The organism is Thalassotalea sp. G2M2-11 (assembly GCF_017168195.1).
Classification (GTDB): domain Bacteria; phylum Pseudomonadota; class Gammaproteobacteria; order Enterobacterales; family Alteromonadaceae; genus Thalassotalea_E.
In genome coordinates this window covers 977,809-996,811 of record NZ_JADNYL010000002.1, presented here as the reverse complement: position 1 = coordinate 996,811, position 19,003 = coordinate 977,809, and the positions used below count along the sequence as shown (strand labels likewise).

At 39.8% G+C, this 19,003-nt stretch carries 12 protein-coding genes; 10 read left to right on the top strand and 2 right to left on the bottom strand.

The features are described 5' to 3' along the window. Positions 1-9 precede the first annotated feature (9 nt). From IV514_RS10285 to IV514_RS10265, 5 genes are all read left to right on the top strand, one after another. On the top strand, positions 10-3,975 hold the full coding sequence (locus IV514_RS10285) for a YhdP family protein (protein WP_206485130.1): 3,966 nt from the start codon (positions 10-12) through the stop codon (positions 3,973-3,975). Further along, positions 3,968-4,804 carry a carbon-nitrogen hydrolase family protein gene (locus IV514_RS10280; protein WP_206485129.1) on the top strand — a complete coding sequence of 279 codons (837 nt, stop codon included), beginning with the start codon at positions 3,968-3,970 and terminating at the stop codon, positions 4,802-4,804. Before IV514_RS10285 ends, IV514_RS10280 begins: the two co-directional genes overlap by 8 nt. Further along, on the top strand, positions 4,797-6,236 hold the full coding sequence (gene tldD / locus IV514_RS10275) for a metalloprotease TldD (protein WP_206485128.1): 1,440 nt from the start codon (positions 4,797-4,799) through the stop codon (positions 6,234-6,236). The genes IV514_RS10280 and tldD overlap by 8 nt, the downstream gene beginning before the upstream one ends. A gap of 148 nt (positions 6,237-6,384) precedes the next feature. Next, the gene (locus tag IV514_RS10270; RefSeq protein ID WP_206485127.1) at positions 6,385-6,678 is read left to right on the top strand and encodes a hypothetical protein; all 294 of its coding nucleotides are present in this window, start codon (positions 6,385-6,387) and stop codon (positions 6,676-6,678) included. Between the two features lie 53 nt (positions 6,679-6,731). Next, positions 6,732-9,191, top strand: coding sequence for a TonB-dependent receptor (locus tag IV514_RS10265; RefSeq protein ID WP_206485126.1), 2,460 nt, complete (start codon positions 6,732-6,734; stop codon positions 9,189-9,191). A gap of 78 nt (positions 9,192-9,269) precedes the next feature. On the opposite strand, the gene IV514_RS10260 is transcribed toward IV514_RS10265, so the two are convergent. Together IV514_RS10260 and IV514_RS10255 are read right to left on the bottom strand one after the other, a co-directional pair. Then, the gene (locus IV514_RS10260) at positions 9,270-10,100 is read right to left on the bottom strand and encodes a S1-like domain-containing RNA-binding protein (RefSeq protein WP_206485125.1); all 831 of its coding nucleotides are present in this window, start codon (positions 10,098-10,100) and stop codon (positions 9,270-9,272) included. Between the two features lie 138 nt (positions 10,101-10,238). Then, positions 10,239-10,703 carry a TerB family tellurite resistance protein gene (locus tag IV514_RS10255; protein ID WP_206485124.1) on the bottom strand — a complete coding sequence of 155 codons (465 nt, stop codon included), beginning with the start codon at positions 10,701-10,703 and terminating at the stop codon, positions 10,239-10,241. 195 nt (positions 10,704-10,898) lie between these two features. On the opposite strand from IV514_RS10255, the gene IV514_RS10250 reads away from it, so the two are divergent. The 5 genes from IV514_RS10250 (at position 10,899) to IV514_RS10230 (ending at position 19,000) form a co-directional block, all read left to right on the top strand. Beyond that, on the top strand, positions 10,899-12,047 hold the full coding sequence (locus IV514_RS10250; protein ID WP_346776914.1) for a DUF5009 domain-containing protein: 1,149 nt from the start codon (positions 10,899-10,901) through the stop codon (positions 12,045-12,047). Between the two features lie 278 nt (positions 12,048-12,325). After that, the gene (locus IV514_RS10245) at positions 12,326-13,519 is read left to right on the top strand and encodes an efflux RND transporter periplasmic adaptor subunit (protein ID WP_206485123.1); all 1,194 of its coding nucleotides are present in this window, start codon (positions 12,326-12,328) and stop codon (positions 13,517-13,519) included. Between the two features lie 3 nt (positions 13,520-13,522). Continuing rightward, positions 13,523-16,678, top strand: a complete 3,156-nt coding sequence (locus IV514_RS10240; RefSeq protein ID WP_206485122.1) for an efflux RND transporter permease subunit — start codon at positions 13,523-13,525, stop codon at positions 16,676-16,678. 322 nt (positions 16,679-17,000) lie between these two features. After that, entirely contained in the window at positions 17,001-18,380 is a 1,380-nt protein-coding gene (locus tag IV514_RS10235; RefSeq protein ID WP_206485121.1) for a PhoH family protein, read from the top strand. A 242-nt stretch (positions 18,381-18,622) separates the two neighbouring features. Further along, positions 18,623-19,000, top strand: coding sequence for a hypothetical protein (locus tag IV514_RS10230; RefSeq protein ID WP_206485120.1), 378 nt, complete (start codon positions 18,623-18,625; stop codon positions 18,998-19,000). Positions 19,001-19,003 lie beyond the last annotated feature (3 nt).

Below are 19,003 nucleotides of genomic sequence, written 5' to 3'. Positions count from 1 at the left end.
AGTAGGTAGATGAGTATTTCGAAGGTTTCTAACCGCTGGTTAAACAGAGCATACAAAAGTATCGCCATTTTTTTGGTGATCTTTGCTGTGTTGATCAGTGCCTTGCGTTTACTGTTACCTTACGCTCATAACTACCGCACTGACCTACAAGATTATATTAATCAAACCTATAACAGTAATATTATCATCGGGGCATTAAATATGGGCTGGCAAAGCTCAGGCCCGACGTTAGTGGCATCAAATGTGAGCTTGCTGCAAACTGATGAAGCAGAAATATATGTACAAGCGTTTGATCTTAATGTTGATTTTTGGCAAAGCATTAAGAATAGACGCTTAATCACTAAGGATTTTTCACTAAGTGGGGTGAAAGTTCTGTTTGATAAAACCATTGTTTCAGAAACTGAGGTTTCGAATAATAATTCAGCATTATTGAGCAATTTGACTGAGTTGTTTTTTTCACAAATAGGTCGATTTTCAGTTAATAACAGTCAAGTCATTTATCGAACTAAGCAAGGTAGTCGTACTTTGTTGATCGATTCCCTCCATTGGCTTAACCAAGGAAATAACCATCGTGCAGAAGGTAATGTTATTGTTGATGGCATTACCTCAAATAATTTACGCATTAAGTTGGATGTGCAAGGTGAGCATGTTGAAGATATGCAGGGCACGCTGTACTTGGCTGCTAATCAGCTTAATATCACACCATGGTTAGGTAAAGTGTTAGCGATTGCTGACGAAAATACTCATTCAACCATTAATTTTGATGCTTGGCTGTCAATTGATCAGGGGCAGTTGGATAGATTGCAATTAGCCTTGGGACAGAACCAGATTGCCTGGCAATATAATGGCAAGATCAATACGCTCAATATTGAACAAGGCCAGGTAATGATTGACAACTTGGCGCAACCCGATCAGTTAACCGTGTATTCTTCACCCATTGATGTGACATCAAATAAGCATCAATGGCAGCCGCTGACTTTTAGTCTGCAACAAAATGGTCAAACGCAAACAAGCTATATTTCTAATGTAGATATCGCAGGAAGTGCTCACTTACTTCCTTTATTGGTAAAAGATGAGCAGACTCGTTCGCTGATTAAAAAACTGGCACCAACCGGAGAATTACACGATATCTTTTGGCAGAAAAAACCTAACGGTATGTCGTTAGTTGCCAGTCTTGCTCAAGTTAATACTCAGTACGGTGATGGCATTCCTGGTGTTGAAAACCTCAGTGGAGAGCTGATCTATCAACCAGGAAAATTGCACGCCAACATTCACGCTGAGCAAGGTGCGTTAGATTTTGCTCAACACTTTGCTAGGCCGATTCAGTATCAATCTCTGACATCATCATTGGATTTTGTTGAACAAACAGACGGCTGGCAACTATCGTCGGATGATTTTCAATTTTCTTCAAAACAATTAACCCTTAGTGGTGAATTGGCGGTGTTTAAGCAGCCGGAAAAAGATATTGAGTTGTCGTTACTGGCAACAGCCACTAAAGCAAATGTAGTGGATGCACCGAGCTTTTATCCTCATTTATTAATGGGGGAGAACTTAGTTAATTATTTAAACGCTGCTCTGGTTAAAGGGCAATTAGCGCAAGCTGTTGTGATGATAAACGGTCCTTTAACTGCATTTCCTTATGGTGAAGGAAATGGAATTTTTGTTGTGGATGCTGAACTAACTAACGCTTCGTTTAAATTTGACCAGGGCTGGCCAGCGATAGAACATTTTAATGCTAATTTAAATTTTACAAATAACAGTATGTTGATCACTGGTCGTGATGGCACCTTAAGTGGTATTGAAGTGAAAGGGGTTGAAGCGGCAATCGAAGATCTTTCTGAACAACAAACCTTAATGGTTGATGCGACATTTGATGGAACAAACCCTGCGCTTATTGCTAATTTAATGATGACAAGCCCATTTAGTGATAGTGTTGGCGCTGTGCTTGAGCAAGTCGTGGTCAGTGAGAAAATCGCTGGTGATTTTCATCTGTTATTGCCGTTAAATGATACTGACAGTGCAATTGCCAAAGGGAATATTACATTTAAAGATAATGTTATCGACTTACAGTCACCACAAATGCATTTTAGCCAGCTCAATGGCTCGCTCAGTTTCGAAAATGATCAAATTACCACTGATGGGCTAAGTGCTGTTTGGCGAGGTATGCCAATGAAATTTGCTGTAACGGCACAAGCTCAGGAAAATAGTTATCGTACAGACATCTTGTTGTCTGCTCATTGGCAAGAGCAACAATGGCAACAACAACTTCCTCCGTTATTGCGTTCATATGGCTCGGGTGAGCTTAACTGGCAAGGTCAGTTAGTACTAAGTAATCGTCATGATGGTAAATTTACTTATCAACTGAACCTTGATTCTGAGTTGAGTCAGTTACAATTGAATTTACCGGCGCCATATCAAAAAACACCAGAACAACAAGTGACGGCATCGGTCAGTGTGTTTGGTGACAAAGAACAATCGACCATTGATGCCCAAATTGGTGAACAATTAAATTTTTACGGAAATCTTGAGCACCAACAAGTGGCCTTTTCACAGGCTCATTTGATATTGGGCGATGAACCTATGTATCTCCCGATGAGTGGTTTTCATATCACCACTAATTTGGCGGAAGCAGACTTTTTTCAGTGGCAACCTTTGATCATCGATATTATTGACAGTCTTGAGAAGAGTGAGCCGCAATTACCCGCTCAAAGAGGCTTGTTAGCGCAACCGGAGAGAATTCGTGGTGATATTGCAACATTAACTTTTTGGGATGAGGCCATTCATGGCGTGTCATTTAATTTAGAAGATCAGTTGAGTTGGTGGCTGTTAGAATTAAGCAGTAAAGAAGCAAGGGCGGCAGTAAAATTTTATCCTGACTGGCATACACAAGGATTAGATGTTAATGCTGACTTTATTCGATTGTCCCCAGATAAGTTACTGTTTGGTCCTAAGCAACAGCAGGCAAAGGAACAGCTCACCAGTGTCTTTGACTCACATAAAAATGATGAGTTATTTCGCGGGTTACCGCCAATGCGCTTTGATTGCCTCGATTGTCGTTATGGTAATTTAAATTTAGGCGAGGTGACCTTTGCCCTTGAGCGGTCAAAACCTGAACTTGTCACCATGAAAAATTTTGTCGCTAAACGTAAAGGCAATAAATTAAGTTTTGATGTGCTTTGGCACCATGACGAAACCTCGTCTGAGAGCCAAATTGTTGGCTCATTATCTTCTAACGATATAGAACGAGAGTTAGAGCGTTTGGCTATACCTTCAACAGTGAAAGACAGCGGCTTAAAATCGAGTTTTGACCTACATTGGCGTGGCGGCCCACATGATTTTGCTATTGCACAGTTAAATGGTGAATTGACGGGTAAATTAGATGAAGGCTATCTATCTGAAGTACCCGATCAAGCACGAGCATTTTCAATACTGAGCTTGCAATCCTTAGTGCGTAAGCTCAAATTCGATTTCCGTGATATTTTCAGTGATGGCATGTTTTATAGTGAAGTAAAAGGGGATTTTCAGTTACGAGATGGCGTCATTTACACTAAAAATACCTTTTTAAAAGGCAATGCTGGTGATTTAACGGTAAAAGGTAATACTGACTTAAATAGTGAAGAGCTTGACTATCGTATGTCTTATAAGCCAAATGTAACTTCGAGCTTACCTGCGATAGCTTGGATCGCCACGTTAAACCCTGTTACTTTCCTTGCTGGTATTGCCATTGATGAAGTGATCACCTCAAAGGTGGTGTCTGAGTATAAGTTCGAAGTGACAGGTAGCATAGATAAACCAAATTTTAGGGAAGTTGATCGTAAAACCCAAAATATTAGTGTTGGTCGTGATTCTCCACCGCAAATCGTTGAGAATTTACCTAGTGAGAAAAATGATTCACTAACCACGGTTGATCCTGAAAAAGACTTGGGTGAGAAGGCGAATAAAACCAAAGAAAAGCAGGATAAAATTGATGGCTAAATTAACTGCTATACAAATGACATCAGTGCCTGATGTGCAGCAAAACTTAGCCACCATAGAACAACAGCTCAAGCAGTTAAGCATCACAGATGAGCACATTGTGGTGTTACCTGAGTGCTGTTTATATTTTGGTGGAAGAGACAAGGCACAACTAGTCTTGGCGCAACAAAATGAAGCCTCTTGCGAGTTGACCACAGCTTTAGCGAAATTAGCTGCCAAGCATCAAATTACTTTAGTTGCAGGCAGCATTCCTTTATTTCATCCTCAATCGAATAAATTCACCAATACTTGTTGTGTGTTTTCACCTAGTGGTGAAATGCTAGCGCAATACCAAAAAGTGCATTTGTTTGATGTTGAAGTGCAAGACAGTGAACGAAATTATTTAGAGTCTCGTTATACTCATCCAGGAAATGAACTGACAACATTGACCATGGCAGGAGTTACTTTAGGGTTAACGATTTGTTATGATTTGCGCTTTCCTGAATTGTTCCGAGCACTAAGGCAGTTAGGTGCGAATGTCATCACAGTGCCCAGTGCTTTTACTAAGGTCACAGGTCAAGCACACTGGGAAACCTTATTAAGGGCGCGAGCAATTGAGAATCAAGTTTATATTGTAGCTGCTGCACAAGTAGGAAACCATGAAAACGGTAGAGAGACCTGGGGGCATAGCATGATCATTGATCCTTGGGGGAAAATTATTACCTGTAAGCAACAAGGTGTCGGCATCATCAGTGCTGATGTAGATTTAGCGCACTTAGCAAAAATTCGTCAAGCGATACCTGTGCAAGAGCACAACCAATTTATCACTAAGTTGAAAATTTATGAATAATGTTGAGCGAGAGCTCTTGGCGGAAAGCCAATTAGATAAAAGTTTCTTAAATGAGACGTTACAAGGAATTTATCAGCGTAACATTGATTTTGCTGATTTATATTTTCAAGCGAGCTCTCATGAGTCTTGGTTACTTGAAGACGGTGTTGTCAAAGAAGGCTCATACAATATTGAAAGAGGTGTTGGTGTAAGAGCTATTTCTGGTGAAAAAACGGGTTTTGCTTACTCAGATGATATTAGCCCTGTTGCAATAACTAAAGCAGCTGATGCGGCTAAAGGGATTGCTAACTCAGGTAATAGTGCGACAGTGCATGCCTTTAAAACGGATAAACATGCATTGATTTATCAAAGTATTAATCCGATTGACAGCTTAACTCAAGAGCAAAAAATTACCATGTTGCATGAAGTGGAAGCGCATGCACGCCAACAGGATCAAAGAGTTAAGCAAGTAATTGTGAGCTTGTCGGGGGTCTTTGAAAAAATATTAGTGGCGGCAAGTGATGGTACTTATGCAACTGATATTCGTCCTTTGGTACGGTTAAATTGCTCGGTGCTGGTTGAAAGTAATGGCAAGCGTGAACGCGGTAGTGCCGGCGGTGGCGCGAGAACCGATTATAGCTATTTTTTTGAAGCAGAAAATAACAAAGCAAGATATCTTGCTTATGCCGAAGAGGCTGTTCGTCAGGCATTAGTCAACATAGTGGCGATAGAATCTCCTGCAGGCGCGATGCCCGTTGTTTTAGGATCGGGTTGGCCGGGTGTGTTATTGCATGAAGCAGTAGGACATGGGCTTGAAGGTGATTTTAATCGTAAAGGTTCATCGGCTTTTTCAGGAAAAATTGGCCAACAGGTGACATCTAAGCATTGTACTATTGTTGATGATGGCACAATTGCCAATCGTCGTGGATCATTGAATATTGATGATGAGGGGACACCGGCACAATATAATGTCTTAATTGAGAAAGGTATTTTAAAAGGTTATATGCAAGATAAGCATAATGCGGCTTTGATGGGAGTAAATCCTACCGGTAATGGTCGACGTGAATCTTATGCGCATTTACCCATGCCCCGCATGACTAATACCTATATGTTAGCCGGAGAGCATCAACCGGAAGATATTATAAAGTCGGTAAAAAAAGGCATCTATGCGCCACATTTTGCTGGCGGCCAAGTGGATATCACTTCTGGAAAGTTTGTTTTTACCAGTGCCGAAGCTTATTTAATCGAAAATGGTGAAATCACTTCGCCTGTTAAAGGGGCAACTTTAATTGGTAGTGGACCCGAGGCGATGCAAAAGGTCAGCATGGTAGGTAATGATCTTGCGCTAGACGCAGGTGTCGGCGTTTGTGGTAAAGATGGTCAAAGTGTGCCGGTGGGGGTTGGTCAACCAACACTCAAAGTAGACGAAATGACGGTAGGTGGTACGCAATAGTCACTTCTCGCTTGAAATAAAAAAGCTCCGTTGGAGCTTTTTTATTACGCTGATTATTACTTGATAATATTGCACGGCAGTTTTAATTGTTATATTATCACATTTAATTTAGTCACATTAGTTATCTTCGGTTACGTTTATTTTCGCTATGCCTTATTTTTCGATTGCTCGTCAATTTTCAATCAGCCTGTGTTTGCTGTTTGTATTGTTGTGCGCGTCGATCACCCATAGTCACGAATATTCGGTTGATCACAATAGCTCTATCGAGCAACTTGATTGTAAGCTTTGTCAGCAGAATATTGATAAACCAACCACTTCACTTAAGCTAGTAAGTTTCAAACTAGGGAGTTTTTCCTTAGTTGAAAAAGCGGATAGTTTAACTGCTTTATCGGTTGAATTTTGCTACTTACCGCCACTTAGAGCCCCTCCAATAGCTGCTTAATTTTTTAATTAGTTCGTTTTACAAGTTATTAATAAAATTTTAAGTGGAAAATTATGAAGTTAAATCATATTGCCGCGGCATTGTCGATGTCGTCATTTTTTTGTATTCCTGTGTTTGCACAATCTGTCAGTGGTATTGTTAAAAATAGTGCGGGTCAGCCAGTCAAAAATGTCAAAATTGCGGTAGGAAAAAGTAAGCAAAAAGTGTTTACTGATGAAAATGGCCGTTTTGAGCTTAGTAATCTTAGTGAAGGTACGTTTGAGTTACATGTAACTAAGTCAGCGTACAGTCATCAAAATAAAACCATCACTGTCGGTCAAACTGACATTATGGATTTGTCTTTAACCTTAGTATCATCTTCTATTGAAGTTATCGATGTACATGCCACCCCTTTACATTCCTCGAATATCGAATCAGCATTACCAGTGAATGTTATTGCCAGTGATGAGCTTAGATTAAAACAAGCTTCAACATTAGGTGAGACTTTAAAAAATGAGGTTGGTGTTCATTCATCTTATTACGGCCCAGTTTCGAGCAGTCCTATTATTCGTGGACTGGATGGTCCTAGGGTGCTGATCACCCAAAATGGTCTGGATGTCGGTGATGCTTCACGTGTTGGCCCTGATCATGTGGTCTCATCTGAAACTGCAACGGCACAACAAATTGAAGTGCTGCGAGGTCCAGCAACCTTGTTTTATGGCAGTGGTGCAATTGGTGGCGTGGTGAACGTGGTTGATAATCGCGTACCTAACACCCTTGAGCGCTCGGTTAACTATATGGCTAAGCATAATGATGTTGCCGATGAGAATGAGGTGTCAGTTGCCGCAGATTCTTATAGCGGTCAACTTGCGTTTCATGTGGATGCATTTTGGCGTGACGGTAATAATTATGATATTCCAGGTTTCGCAGAGTCAGTGCAAGCGCATGATGAACATGAAGAAGATCATGAAGAAATGCATGAGGGAGAATTAGACGGCCATGATGACCACGAAGAAGAGCAAGGTGCGAAAGGGATCTTATTAAATAGTGCCGCGAAGGCATCGGGTTTTACAATCGGCTCTAGCTATATCCTTGAGAATGGTTTTGTTGGGTTCGCTTATGGCCAAATGTCTCGAACATACGGTATACCTGGTCATAGCCATGCTGATGAACATGAAGAGCATGATGAACACGAAGAACAAGACGAACATGCTGAGGAAAGTGTCGAAGGTGATTTAACCCAAGACAGAATTCAATTATTAAGTGAATTAAATTTTGACCAAAGCTTTATCAATAAAGTTGCTAGTAAAGCGTCTTATACCGATTACCAGCATCAGGAAATTGAGAATGGAGCAGTAGGGACTCAATTTAATAATGAAATGTTAGAGATGCGTTTTGATATTCATCACAAAGAATATCAGGGCTGGAAAGGAGCGTGGACCTTACACTATAAAACCAGCGACTTTGAAGCGATTGGGGAAGAAGCATTCACTCCTCCATCAAAGACAAAATCTGTTGCACTTGCATGGTTAGAAGAAAAACATTTTGAACAATTATTGATACAACTTGGCGCGCGTATTGAAAAAGTCGAGCTAGAAACACAATTAACGGAGGAAGCAGATATTCATTCTCATGAAAGTGAAGCGCTTAGTCACTTTAGTGCTGAAGCATTTACCCCTGTAAGTATTTCAGCTGGTGTGGTGTGGGATTATCGCGCCGGTTATAATCTTGGCATTTCGAGCTCATTTTCACAACGTGCGCCTTCGGCAACAGAATTGTTTTCAAATGGCCCACATATTGGCACCAATACTTATGAGTTAGGCGCCATGTATCATGTGCATGGCAGTGGTGATGATCTCCACTTTGATATAGGAGATAGCCAAGTCGATTTAGAAACAGCAATGAATGTAGATTTGACATGGCGAAAGTTTGAAGGTGATTTAGGCTTTGTTATCAGTGCGTTTTATAATCACATTGATGATTACTACTATCAGGCTAATACTGGCGAGTTTTCGCATGCTGAACATGAAGAAGATGAGCATGAAGCACATGATGAGCATGAAGAGTCAGTAGAAGAGCAAGGTTTACCTGTTTATCAGTATCAGCAAAATGATGTGAAAATGTATGGTCTAGAAGCTGAATTGGTTTATCAATGGGGGAACGGTGTGAGTTCAACGTTATTTGGTGATGTTATTCGTGCTAAGCTCGATGATGGTAGTTATTTACCGCGTATTCCACCAATGCGTATTGGTGGGCAGCTTGCTTATCAAGGGGATAGTTTCGGTATGCAGTTATCAGCTAGCCATTATTTTAAGCAAGATAAGGTGGCTGCATTAGAAACAAATACCAATGGATATACTATGGTTGATGCAAATTTTAATTACTACATCGACGGCATCGGAGATGATCTCGTTATTTTTGCCAAAGCCAATAACATTACCAATGAAGAAGCGCGGGTGCATGCCTCCTTCCTCAAAGATGTTTCACCATTACCTGCACGTGGTTTTGAGCTAGGCATTCGTGGCAGTTTTTAATTGGTCGCGTTAATTTCTAAGCTGTGATAACAAAACAGGCGCTATCATTAGCGCCTGTTTTTATGGTTGTAGTATGCTTTAAGGGAGGCGAATGCCATTTTTTTCAATCACCAACTGCCCTTTTTTCATTAAATTACCAATAGTGGCTTTAAAGGTCTTTTTGCTCACGCCAAGCACTCGTTTAATGTCATCGGGGGAGCTTTTATCATGCAGCGGGCTAAAACCATTATTTTTTTCTAAGTGTGCTAATAACTTATCACTAAAATCGATAACTTTCTTTTTACCCGTGCGGCTTAATGTTAAGTTAATTCGACCGTCTTCTCTTATTTGTTTGATGTAACCAGTGACCTTTTTACCTGTTTTGAGCGGTTGAAAAATATCACTTTCGAAAATTAATCCCCAGTGTTGGTGATTAATAATCGCTTTAAAACCAAGGTCAGTTTTAGCGCCAATCGTCAATGAAACTTCGTCGCCCTCTTGGTATTCGGCTGGCCAAATATCTAAATATTTATCGAGTTTGCTGGATGCGACAATTCTTTCAGTACTTTTATCGACAAATAGGTACACGAGATAATGTTTACCTACTTCCATTTTTTTATGTTGTTGATTAAAAGGTACTAATAGATCTTTTGGTAGACCCCAATCAAGGAAAGCGCCAATCTTGTTTACTTGCTTAACCGCTAAAGAGGCAAACTCTCCAACTTGCGCATAGGGTGTTTCTGTTGTGGCAATCAGGCGATCTGCTGAGTCTAAGTAGATAAATACGTCAAGCTCATCACCTATTTGACAATTTTCTGGTAAATAGCGATTTGGTAATAATATTTCACCTAGCTCGTCAGCATCGAGATATGCGCCGTTTGCCATCACAGCAATTACAGGAAGGGTATTAAATTGGCCAATTTTTGCCATGCTCAACTCAGAATAGTAAATGATAAATAACTGCTTGTTATTATACCTTAGTTTGAATTGAACCGTTGAATATTTCTTTACCAACAACTCTCAGGGCGAGTCGAACTTTGTTTGTATTTACACAAAGGGTAAAACGCCTTAGGTAAGTATGATGCTTTTAGCCCTAGCATATTCAGCGCGGCTTAGGTGCAGTAGATCGGCGATTTTACGGATAACGTGTTCTTCAATACTAGCTATTTCACCATCGGCTAATGCGAGTTTCCATAATAGTGCGACCATTTCTGTTTTCTGATGAGCGTTATAATGACGATTAACTTTTGAAGTAAACTGATGAAAATCAATGGCGTGTTCACTTAATTCTTTGGCTTTACTGATCAGCTCCTCAACTGCTTGAGGTTCAAGAGCAAACTGACGCTGAATGGTCTTGCTTAGCATTTTCTGCTCATTAGCGTCTAACTGACCATCAGCGCGCATGACTTCACATAATAGTACTGTGCAGGCCATTTCTAATGATAACGGTTCATCAGTATTTGCGTTATCTTTTTGTAATTCATTAAAAAAATTAGCTATTTTTGCAAGCATATCGCACCAAAGATCTGTCATTAATGACAGGTATTCTTAAGCTTAATCTGCTGTTTAGCAAGTAATAAATGATAAGAAAGTGAGTTGCAGGATATTGATCATTACTTACTATTGGTGTTGGTGTGATTGCTATTTATTGATTGGAGCATTAGAATTACTAAAAATGACAGCGCTGTCTATTTGGCGTATTAGTGATAAAAAATACTTGAGGTACCTGTGAGCGAATTAACAACACCACAGCACGTGGCATCTACAGAAAAGAAACGTTTGTTATCAATTGATGCGTTACGTGGCTTTGACATGTTTTGGATTTTAGGTGCTGAGAAGTTATTTGCTGCGCTGTTTATCATTTCAGGATGGTCTGTTTTCAAAGTGGCAGAAGCGCAAATGCAGCATAGCACTTGGCATGGATTTACCGCTTACGATTTAATTTTTCCATTATTTATTTTTCTATCTGGCGTCAGTTTAGGGATTGCGGCTAAGCCTTTATCGAGTTACCCCGCAGAAAAAGCCAGTCAAATAGTAAAAGCGGGAGTAAAGCGCTTACTATTACTGATATTTTTAGGGGTAATCTATAACCATGGCTGGGGCGAAGGTATTCCTGCTTCTATTGAGAATGTGCGCTTTGCCAGTGTGCTTGGTCGTATCGGTATTGCTTGGTTCGTTGCTGCTATGCTCGTTTGGTATGTCAGTGAACGTGCCCAATGGCTGACAGCTGTCGTTATTTTAGTAGGTTATTGGTTGTTATTGAGTGTGGTAACTATTGATGGTCTTGGTGGCGGAAATTTCAGTGCTGATGGTGCGTTAAATGTATGGATTGATCAGCATTTTCTACCTGGAGCTACGTATCGCAACCTTGCTGTAGATCCCGAAGGACTGCTATCAAATCTGACTTCGATTGTGAATGCGCTTTGTGGCGTTTTTGCAGGACGCTTTATGATCAAACATAAAGAAATGCCTTGGTATATTGTGATTAACTTTGTTGTTGTTGGTATTTCGTTAGTGATTCTTGCTTATGCTTGGGATATTTACTTTCCTATCAATAAAACACTGTGGACGAGTTCATTTGTATTACTTACCGTTGGCTATAGTCTTTTGCTGTTAACGCTATTTTATGGGGTGATTGATTGGCTCAAAATAAACAAGTGGGCAAAAGTTTTTGCTGTGATTGGTACTAATTCTATTGTTGCTTATTTAGGTACTAGTTTGATTAATTGGCGCTACACGAGCAGTAGCTTATTTGGTGGTATTATCGATGCATTACCGGCTGCTTGGCATGACATGATATTGTTTAGCGGTATGCTGCTTTTACAATGGTTGGTACTTTACTGGTTATCTTGTCGAAGAATTTTTATTAAAGTTTAATAGAGCCTAAAAGTTGGTTAATTTAACCACTTTTTTTGTCATAGACTGAAAACTGACTAAATAATACTTATTTAGCTAAAAATACTAGTTTAAAATAAAGATGATTAAAAACATGCTGTTAGCATGTTTTTTTATTGCTTTTTTTGTTTTTCTTTAGGTTGGCTTGATCCTTGTAATAAGCTTTTACAACTTTTATCTCATAGCAGTGTCGTTATTCGCTAAAATTGATAAAAATAAGAAATTATTACAATAGAATTAATTTACCTGAGGAATTCGTGGTGACTAGAAAAAAACAGATTATTGTCCCGATTGTTATATTAATCGCTGGCATTTTACTTTTTTTGGCCTTTTCAAGCATGAAAAAACCACCAGCCGAAAAGGCAAAAGTAGATAACACCCCTATTGTGGCCGTTGAAGAAGTTACGGTGACACCAATGACCTTAAATGTCGATTCTTACGGCATTGTAAAACCTAAATATGAAACTGAAATTGTTGCTCAGGTGAGCGGTCAAATTGTTGAGCTTTCTGAGACTTTTGTTCGAGGTGGTTTTGTCGAGAAAGATCAGTTACTCGCACGAATCGATCCGAGTGATTACCAAGCAGCATTGATTGATGCAGAAGCGTCACTAGCTTCTGCAAAAGCAGCTTTAGAACAGGAGCGTGCACAAGGTAAAGTGGCTGAGCAAGAATGGCAACGCATCACTGATGCTTCTCCTACTGCGTTAAGCTTACGTAAACCTCAATTAAAGCAGGAAATTGCTCGGGTAGAAGCTGCAAAAGCATCGGTGTTACGAGCTAAGCGCAACCTTGAACGCACGGAATTAAGAGCACCTTATGATGCCATGATTGAAGAACGAAATATTGGTTTAGGAGCTTTTGTTGGCACAGGCAGCCGAGTTGGAAAAATTTTAGGAACCGGCATTGCTGAAGTGCGCTTACCTGTGCCGGATAATCAGTTACAGTATTTGGTGGAACAAGGGAACCAAGCGACTGTCAATTTAGTTGGTACTTATGCTGGCGAAGAAACGACTTGGGTGGCAAGTATTGCTAGAAGTGAAGGTGTGATTGATAAACAAAGCCGTATGAGTTACTTGGTGGCGCAGATCACAGATCCTTATGCCTTACGTTCAGACGCGACAAAAACGCCATTACGCTTCGGTTCTTACGTGAATGCGCAAATCTTAGGCGTTGAACTAACAAAAGCAACTAAGTTGCCACGCTACTTAGTAAAGAATGGTCAGGTTGCGATTTTAAATAAAGAGTCAAAATTACAATATGTTGATATTGATATTGCGCGTCAAGATGGTGGTGATGTCATTGTTTCTGATGGTTTAACGAGTGGTGATCGATTAATTATTTCTGCACTGGATTATCCTGTAGATGGGATGAAATTAGCGTTGCCAACCGATAGCGAAAGTGAATTAGAGTCTGAGAACGAAGTTGAAACACAAATTGCCAGTGTGAAGGACTAAGTGATGGAAGATACAAACAAAGGCTTAATTGCTTGGTTTGCCCGTAATAGCGTTGCCGCAAACCTGTTAATGATATTTATTATTGTCGGTGGCTTTTTAACCGCACAAACGATAAATAAACAAATGTTTCCTCAAGTTAAAATCAATTGGATTTCTTTTGCCGCGCCTTATCCAGGAGCCGCCCCACAAGAAGTTGAGGAAGGCATTACCATCAAGATAGAAGAGGCACTTGAATCTGTTCAAGGCCTGAAAAGAGTGATTACTTATTCTAATCGAGGCTATTCAAATGGCTGGTTTGAAGTTGAATTAGATTATGATCCGCAGGTGGTGTTAGAAGAGGTAAAATCAGCGATTGATTCAATACCAAGCTTTCCTGATGGTATGGAACGGATCAAGGTGGAGCGTGAAAAATTTCGTCAAGAAGTTATGTATATCAGCTTGTATGGTGATATTAGCAATGCTGAATTGAAAGAGCTTGGACGTAAGATTCATGATGAAGTCCAGCAACTTCCCTTAGTGAATGTTTCTGAGTTTTTTGGCGGTTTAGATTATGAAATCTCTATCGAAGTTTCGAAAGATAAATTACGTGAATATGGTTTAAGCTTTCGAGATGTTGCCAATGCGGTGAGAAGTTACTCACGTAATATGTCAGCAGGGCAAATCAAAGCTGAAAATGGTTATATTAACTTGCGCGTTGAAAACCAAGCGTATCGCGGCCATGAATTTGAACGTATACCTGTTGTTACTATGGCTGATGGTACTAAGGTTTTATTAGGTGAAATAGCTAACATTAATGATGGCTTCAAAGAAGGCCTACAGTATTCAAAATTCAATGGTAAAAACTCCACTACCTTATTCATTGGTGCATCGGATAACCAAAGCATTACTGATGTGGCAAAGGTGGTCAATAGCTATGTTGAACAAAAGCAAGAAATCTTACCTTCAGGTGTCAAACTAGAAACTTGGGTTGATATGACCTATTACCTGGAAGGTCGACTAGACATGATGCTAGACAACATGAAAAGTGGTGCCGTGTTAGTCTTTTTAATTCTGGCCTTATTTTTACGTGTGCGATTAGCTTTTTGGGTGATGTTAGGGCTACCAGTTTGTTTCTTAGGTACATTATTAATGATGCCTGCTGATTTTGTTAATGTGACGATTAATATCACCAGTTTATTCGCCTTTATCTTAGTGCTAGGTATTGTTGTTGATGATGCCATTGTGATGGGGGAAAGCGCCCATGATGAGATTGAGCAAAATGGTCATAGCACCGAGAGTGTTATTCGTGGCGTCAAACGGGTAGCAATGCCAGCCACATTTGGGGTGTTAACCACGATAGCGGCATTTGTGCCTTTTGTCTTAGGTGATGGTCCAAGCTCTGCGTTTGGTAAATCTATCGGTTTTGTGGTGATCTTCTGTCTACTATTTTCATTGGTGGAATCTAAGCTCATTTTGCCTGCGCATTTGGCCAATATGAAGAAGAAGGTCTTCAACCCGAAAAACCCTTTGGACAGAATTCGTCGTAGCATGGATAACGGTTTAAAACATTTCGTTGAAAACTACTATAAACGCTGGTTAGAAACTTGCCTTGCATATCGTTATGGTGTGTTGATGTTTTTTATTAGCATCTTGTTGATCAGTGCCGGTTTATTTAGTGGTGGTATTGTTCGTTTTGTTGGCCAGCCGAAGATACCGCATGATTTTCCACGAATTTCAGTTGAAATGAATGTAGATGCTTCTGAAAAAGCAACCTTAGATACCGTGTTAGTGATCCAAAATATTATCAATGACATTGATAAGAAAATAGAAGCAGAGCATGGCAACAAGATGATTTCTGATATGCAGGTGGACTTGCGTAGCAGAACGCGCGGCCAGATCATGGTTAAACTAGTCGATCCTGAAGTGCGGGTCATGGATACCTTTGCCTTGGCTGACATGTGGCGTAAAGCAATTCCTACCTTGCCAGGTGTGAAATCCTTAAACATTTCAGATAATTTATTTGGTGGTGGTCGTGAAGATGGCGATATCGCCTTTAGATTAGAAAGTAAAAATGATGAACAGCTACTCCAAGCGGCGAAAGCATTGAAAGTGAAGCTAAATTCATTAAAAGGTGTCGGTGATGTCAATGATAGCCGTCAAACCAGCACGAAGGAAGTACAGTTTACCTTAAAACCATTGGCGTATAGCCTAGGCTTAACCTTATCGGATGTTGCATCACAAGTTAGTTATAGTTTTTATGGCTTAGAAGCTCAACGTATCTTACGTGATACCGAAGAAGTGAAGGTGATGATCCGTTATCCGCTTGAACAACGCAGTTCGGTTGGTCATGTTGATGAAGTGATGATCCAAGCGCCCAATGGAGCTGAATTACCTTTGTCTGAACTGGCAGACATTAGTTTAACTGATGGTGTGACCCGTATCCGTCGTGAAAATGGCAATCGCACGATTAATGTTTGGGCAAAAGTCGATGCCGATCAAGTCGAGCCGTTTAAAGTTGCTAAAGATATTCGTGATAACTATATTCCACAATTACTCAGACAGTACCCGTTGGTGCAAAGTGAAGTGTCTGGTCGTATTCAGGAGGAATTGGATAGTGCTAATGATCAGATGCGTGATTTCATTATCTCGCTCATGGTGATCTTTTCATTACTTGCCGTGCCACTTAAATCGTATTCTCAGCCATTGATGATCATGACGGTCATACCATTTGGTGTGGTTGGCGCAGTATTTGGTCATTTAATACTAGGGATGGATTTAAATACTTTATCTGTGTTTGGCATTATTGCCGCAGCAGGTGTGGTGGTGAATGACTCATTGGTGATGGTGGATTATGTGAATAATGCTCGTAAGTCCGGCATTCCATTGCACCAAGCGGTTGTGCACTCTGGTAGTAAGCGATTTCGGGCTATTATGTTAACTTCGTTAACTACCTTTATCGGTTTAGTACCTATTGTATTTTTCGAAACCAGTATGCAAGCCAAAATAGTGATCCCAATGGCGGTTTCTCTATCGTTTGGTGTGTTATTTGCGACGATCGTTACCTTAGTACTTATTCCAAGTCTTTATGTCATTATTGAAGATTTAAAAGGACTAATAACACGTAAAAAAAGTACGCCTTCTATCTCAATTGAGCAGAATGAGAATGTGACTTCTCATTAGCACAAGAGATTATGACGTAGAAAAAACCAGCACTTAAATTCAGTGCTGGTTTTTTATTTTGCTTTTCACCTAAGATAAAACTTTGTTCATCCATTGCTTTTATCTGACACAATCAAGTTTTTTTGATTTACTAAAAAGCTGCTTGCAAGCAAGGTCATAAGGTGTCAAAGTGAGAGTGTATCTCAGTAAATATTATTCACGAGAGCTATTCAAGGAGGTTATTGCTACAAAATTGATTGTTGATCATTTTGTCAGCTTAAGTTCTTAGCTAAAGGTTGCCAATTGATTGACTCATTGTTTATCAATAGTTAGGGAACTTTTTATGACCGAAGAAAAAGCCATTTATATCCTAGATACCAATATTCTCTTACACGAACCCTTTGCCTTTCTATCTTTCCAAGAACATGACGTTGTTGTCCCAATGACGGTATTAGAAGAACTTGATTCCATTAAAGACCGACGTAAAGACGTTAGTAGAGATGCTCGTGTCGCCATTAGAGCTCTCGAAGATGCTTTAGTTGATGCAACTCCCGAAGAAGTGTTAGCGGGCGTCCCTTTACCTGCCAAAGATGGTGAAGTTGGTATTGGCTGTTTGTCGATATTTAATGACTATAATTTAGAGCAAACCGCTGGAAAGCTATCTTATAACGACAACGATAATCGTATTATTAATACCGCTATTTATATTCAAAACAAGCGCAAAGATCGTAAGGTAGTTTTAGTTACTAAAGACATCAACATGCGGTTAAAAGCAAAAGGCGCTGGCTTAAACCATGTTGAAGATTATCGAACCGATCAGCTGATTGATGATATTCAGTTTTTAACTAAAGGTTATCATAAGTTTGAAGGTGATTTTTGGCAGCAAGTTACTGACTGTGAAAGTGAAACTGAAGGGCGCACCACAACTCATTATCTGAGAAAAGAGATTTTGCCTAATGCATTTATGAATGAATATTTGATTGATGAGGGAGAGCATTTTGCAGGTAAAGTTGTTGGTGTTAGCGATGATAAATTGGCTATTGAAGACCTAAGCCGTGAACGTTTATTAGGGAAGCAAGCCTGGGGGATCAGTCCAAAAAATATTTATCAGGGTATGGCGATGGATGCATTGTTAGATCCCACTATCGATTTAGTCATAATGACGGGCCCTGCAGGCTGTGGTAAAACGCTATTAGCGTTAGCTTCTGCTTTAGAGCAAGTGGTAGAGCGTGGATTATATGACAAAGTTATTGTCACCAGAAGTACCCCCGAAATTGCAGAATCGATAGGCTTTTTACCAGGTACCGAAGAAGAGAAAATGGCACCATGGTTAGCCGCTATTACTGACTCACTTGAAGTGTTACATAAACAAGATGAGAACATGGATGGCAGCCTGAATTACATTATGGATAAAGCCAATATTCAATTTAAGTCGGTCAACTTTATGCGTGGCCGTAGTATTCAAAATGCTATTGTCTTATTAGATGAATGTCAGAATTTAACGGCGTCGCAACTAAAAACCATTATTACCCGTTGTGGTGAAGGGACTAAGCTGGTTTGTTCAGGTAACTTAGCGCAAATAGATAGTAATTATTTAACCGCACTGACTTCTGGCTTAACCTATATTGTTGAGCGTTTTAAAGATTTTCCTGGCAGTACGACTATCAATTTAAATGGTGTGGTACGTTCACGATTAGCATCGTTTGCTGAAGAGAATCTATAATATTCAATGAGATATCATCAAGCACCAAGATAGAGTCATTAACCTCTATCTTGGGTGATTGCTTGGCAAAATTTGAGCAATGAATCGTTTTTTCTTCGTCGGCTTTTTAAAGACATAGCTGCATAACTAAGCGAGTTAAATTAGTGAGTATCAATCTGACATATATCAACATCTAATATTTTGGTTATTTACATCGATAGTAAATATTCATATAATCGACGCAGTTTTTGTAGAGAGTTTGTATGTTAAAGTCATTATCAAAAGTCTTTGTTGTGGTTGCTATGCTTGTTGCCTTTATTGGTCAAGCATTGGCTTATACAACTATGTCTTGTGAAATGCCATCAGATGCTCACCAATCCCATATGACTATGGAACACTCATCGTTTACTGCTCATGCAGGAATGGATCATAGTGATATGCAAATGCAATCATCAAATTCTGAAGATTGTTGTGAAACGGATTGTCATTGCCCAAAAAGTGCTTGCAGCACTGTGACTTTTGTTAATGCAAATAATGCGTTGTCAGATGCTATTGCATTTAATGAGGCTGTTGAAAGTCATACTACTGAACAAACTAATTCAATTCCTGCTTCACTGTATCGCCCCCCAATATTCGCCTAACAC

What these genes read in the sequence shown, in the direction of transcription:
- tldD (WP_206485128.1), top strand. Translation starts at nt 4,797, where the DNA reads ATGAATAATGTTGAGCGAGAGCTCTTGGCGGAAAGCCAATTAGATAAA.
- IV514_RS10285 (WP_206485130.1), top strand. Translation starts at nt 10, where the DNA reads ATGAGTATTTCGAAGGTTTCTAACCGCTGGTTAAACAGAGCATACAAA.
- IV514_RS10265 (WP_206485126.1), top strand. Translation starts at nt 6,732, where the DNA reads ATGAAGTTAAATCATATTGCCGCGGCATTGTCGATGTCGTCATTTTTT.
- IV514_RS10280 (WP_206485129.1), top strand. Translation starts at nt 3,968, where the DNA reads ATGGCTAAATTAACTGCTATACAAATGACATCAGTGCCTGATGTGCAG.
- IV514_RS10230 (WP_206485120.1), top strand. Translation starts at nt 18,623, where the DNA reads ATGTTAAAGTCATTATCAAAAGTCTTTGTTGTGGTTGCTATGCTTGTT.
- IV514_RS10255 (WP_206485124.1), bottom strand. Translation starts at nt 10,703, where the DNA reads ATGACAGATCTTTGGTGCGATATGCTTGCAAAAATAGCTAATTTTTTT.
- IV514_RS10260 (WP_206485125.1), bottom strand. Translation starts at nt 10,100, where the DNA reads ATGGCAAAAATTGGCCAATTTAATACCCTTCCTGTAATTGCTGTGATG.
- IV514_RS10270 (WP_206485127.1), top strand. Translation starts at nt 6,385, where the DNA reads ATGCCTTATTTTTCGATTGCTCGTCAATTTTCAATCAGCCTGTGTTTG.
- IV514_RS10240 (WP_206485122.1), top strand. Translation starts at nt 13,523, where the DNA reads ATGGAAGATACAAACAAAGGCTTAATTGCTTGGTTTGCCCGTAATAGC.
- IV514_RS10235 (WP_206485121.1), top strand. Translation starts at nt 17,001, where the DNA reads ATGACCGAAGAAAAAGCCATTTATATCCTAGATACCAATATTCTCTTA.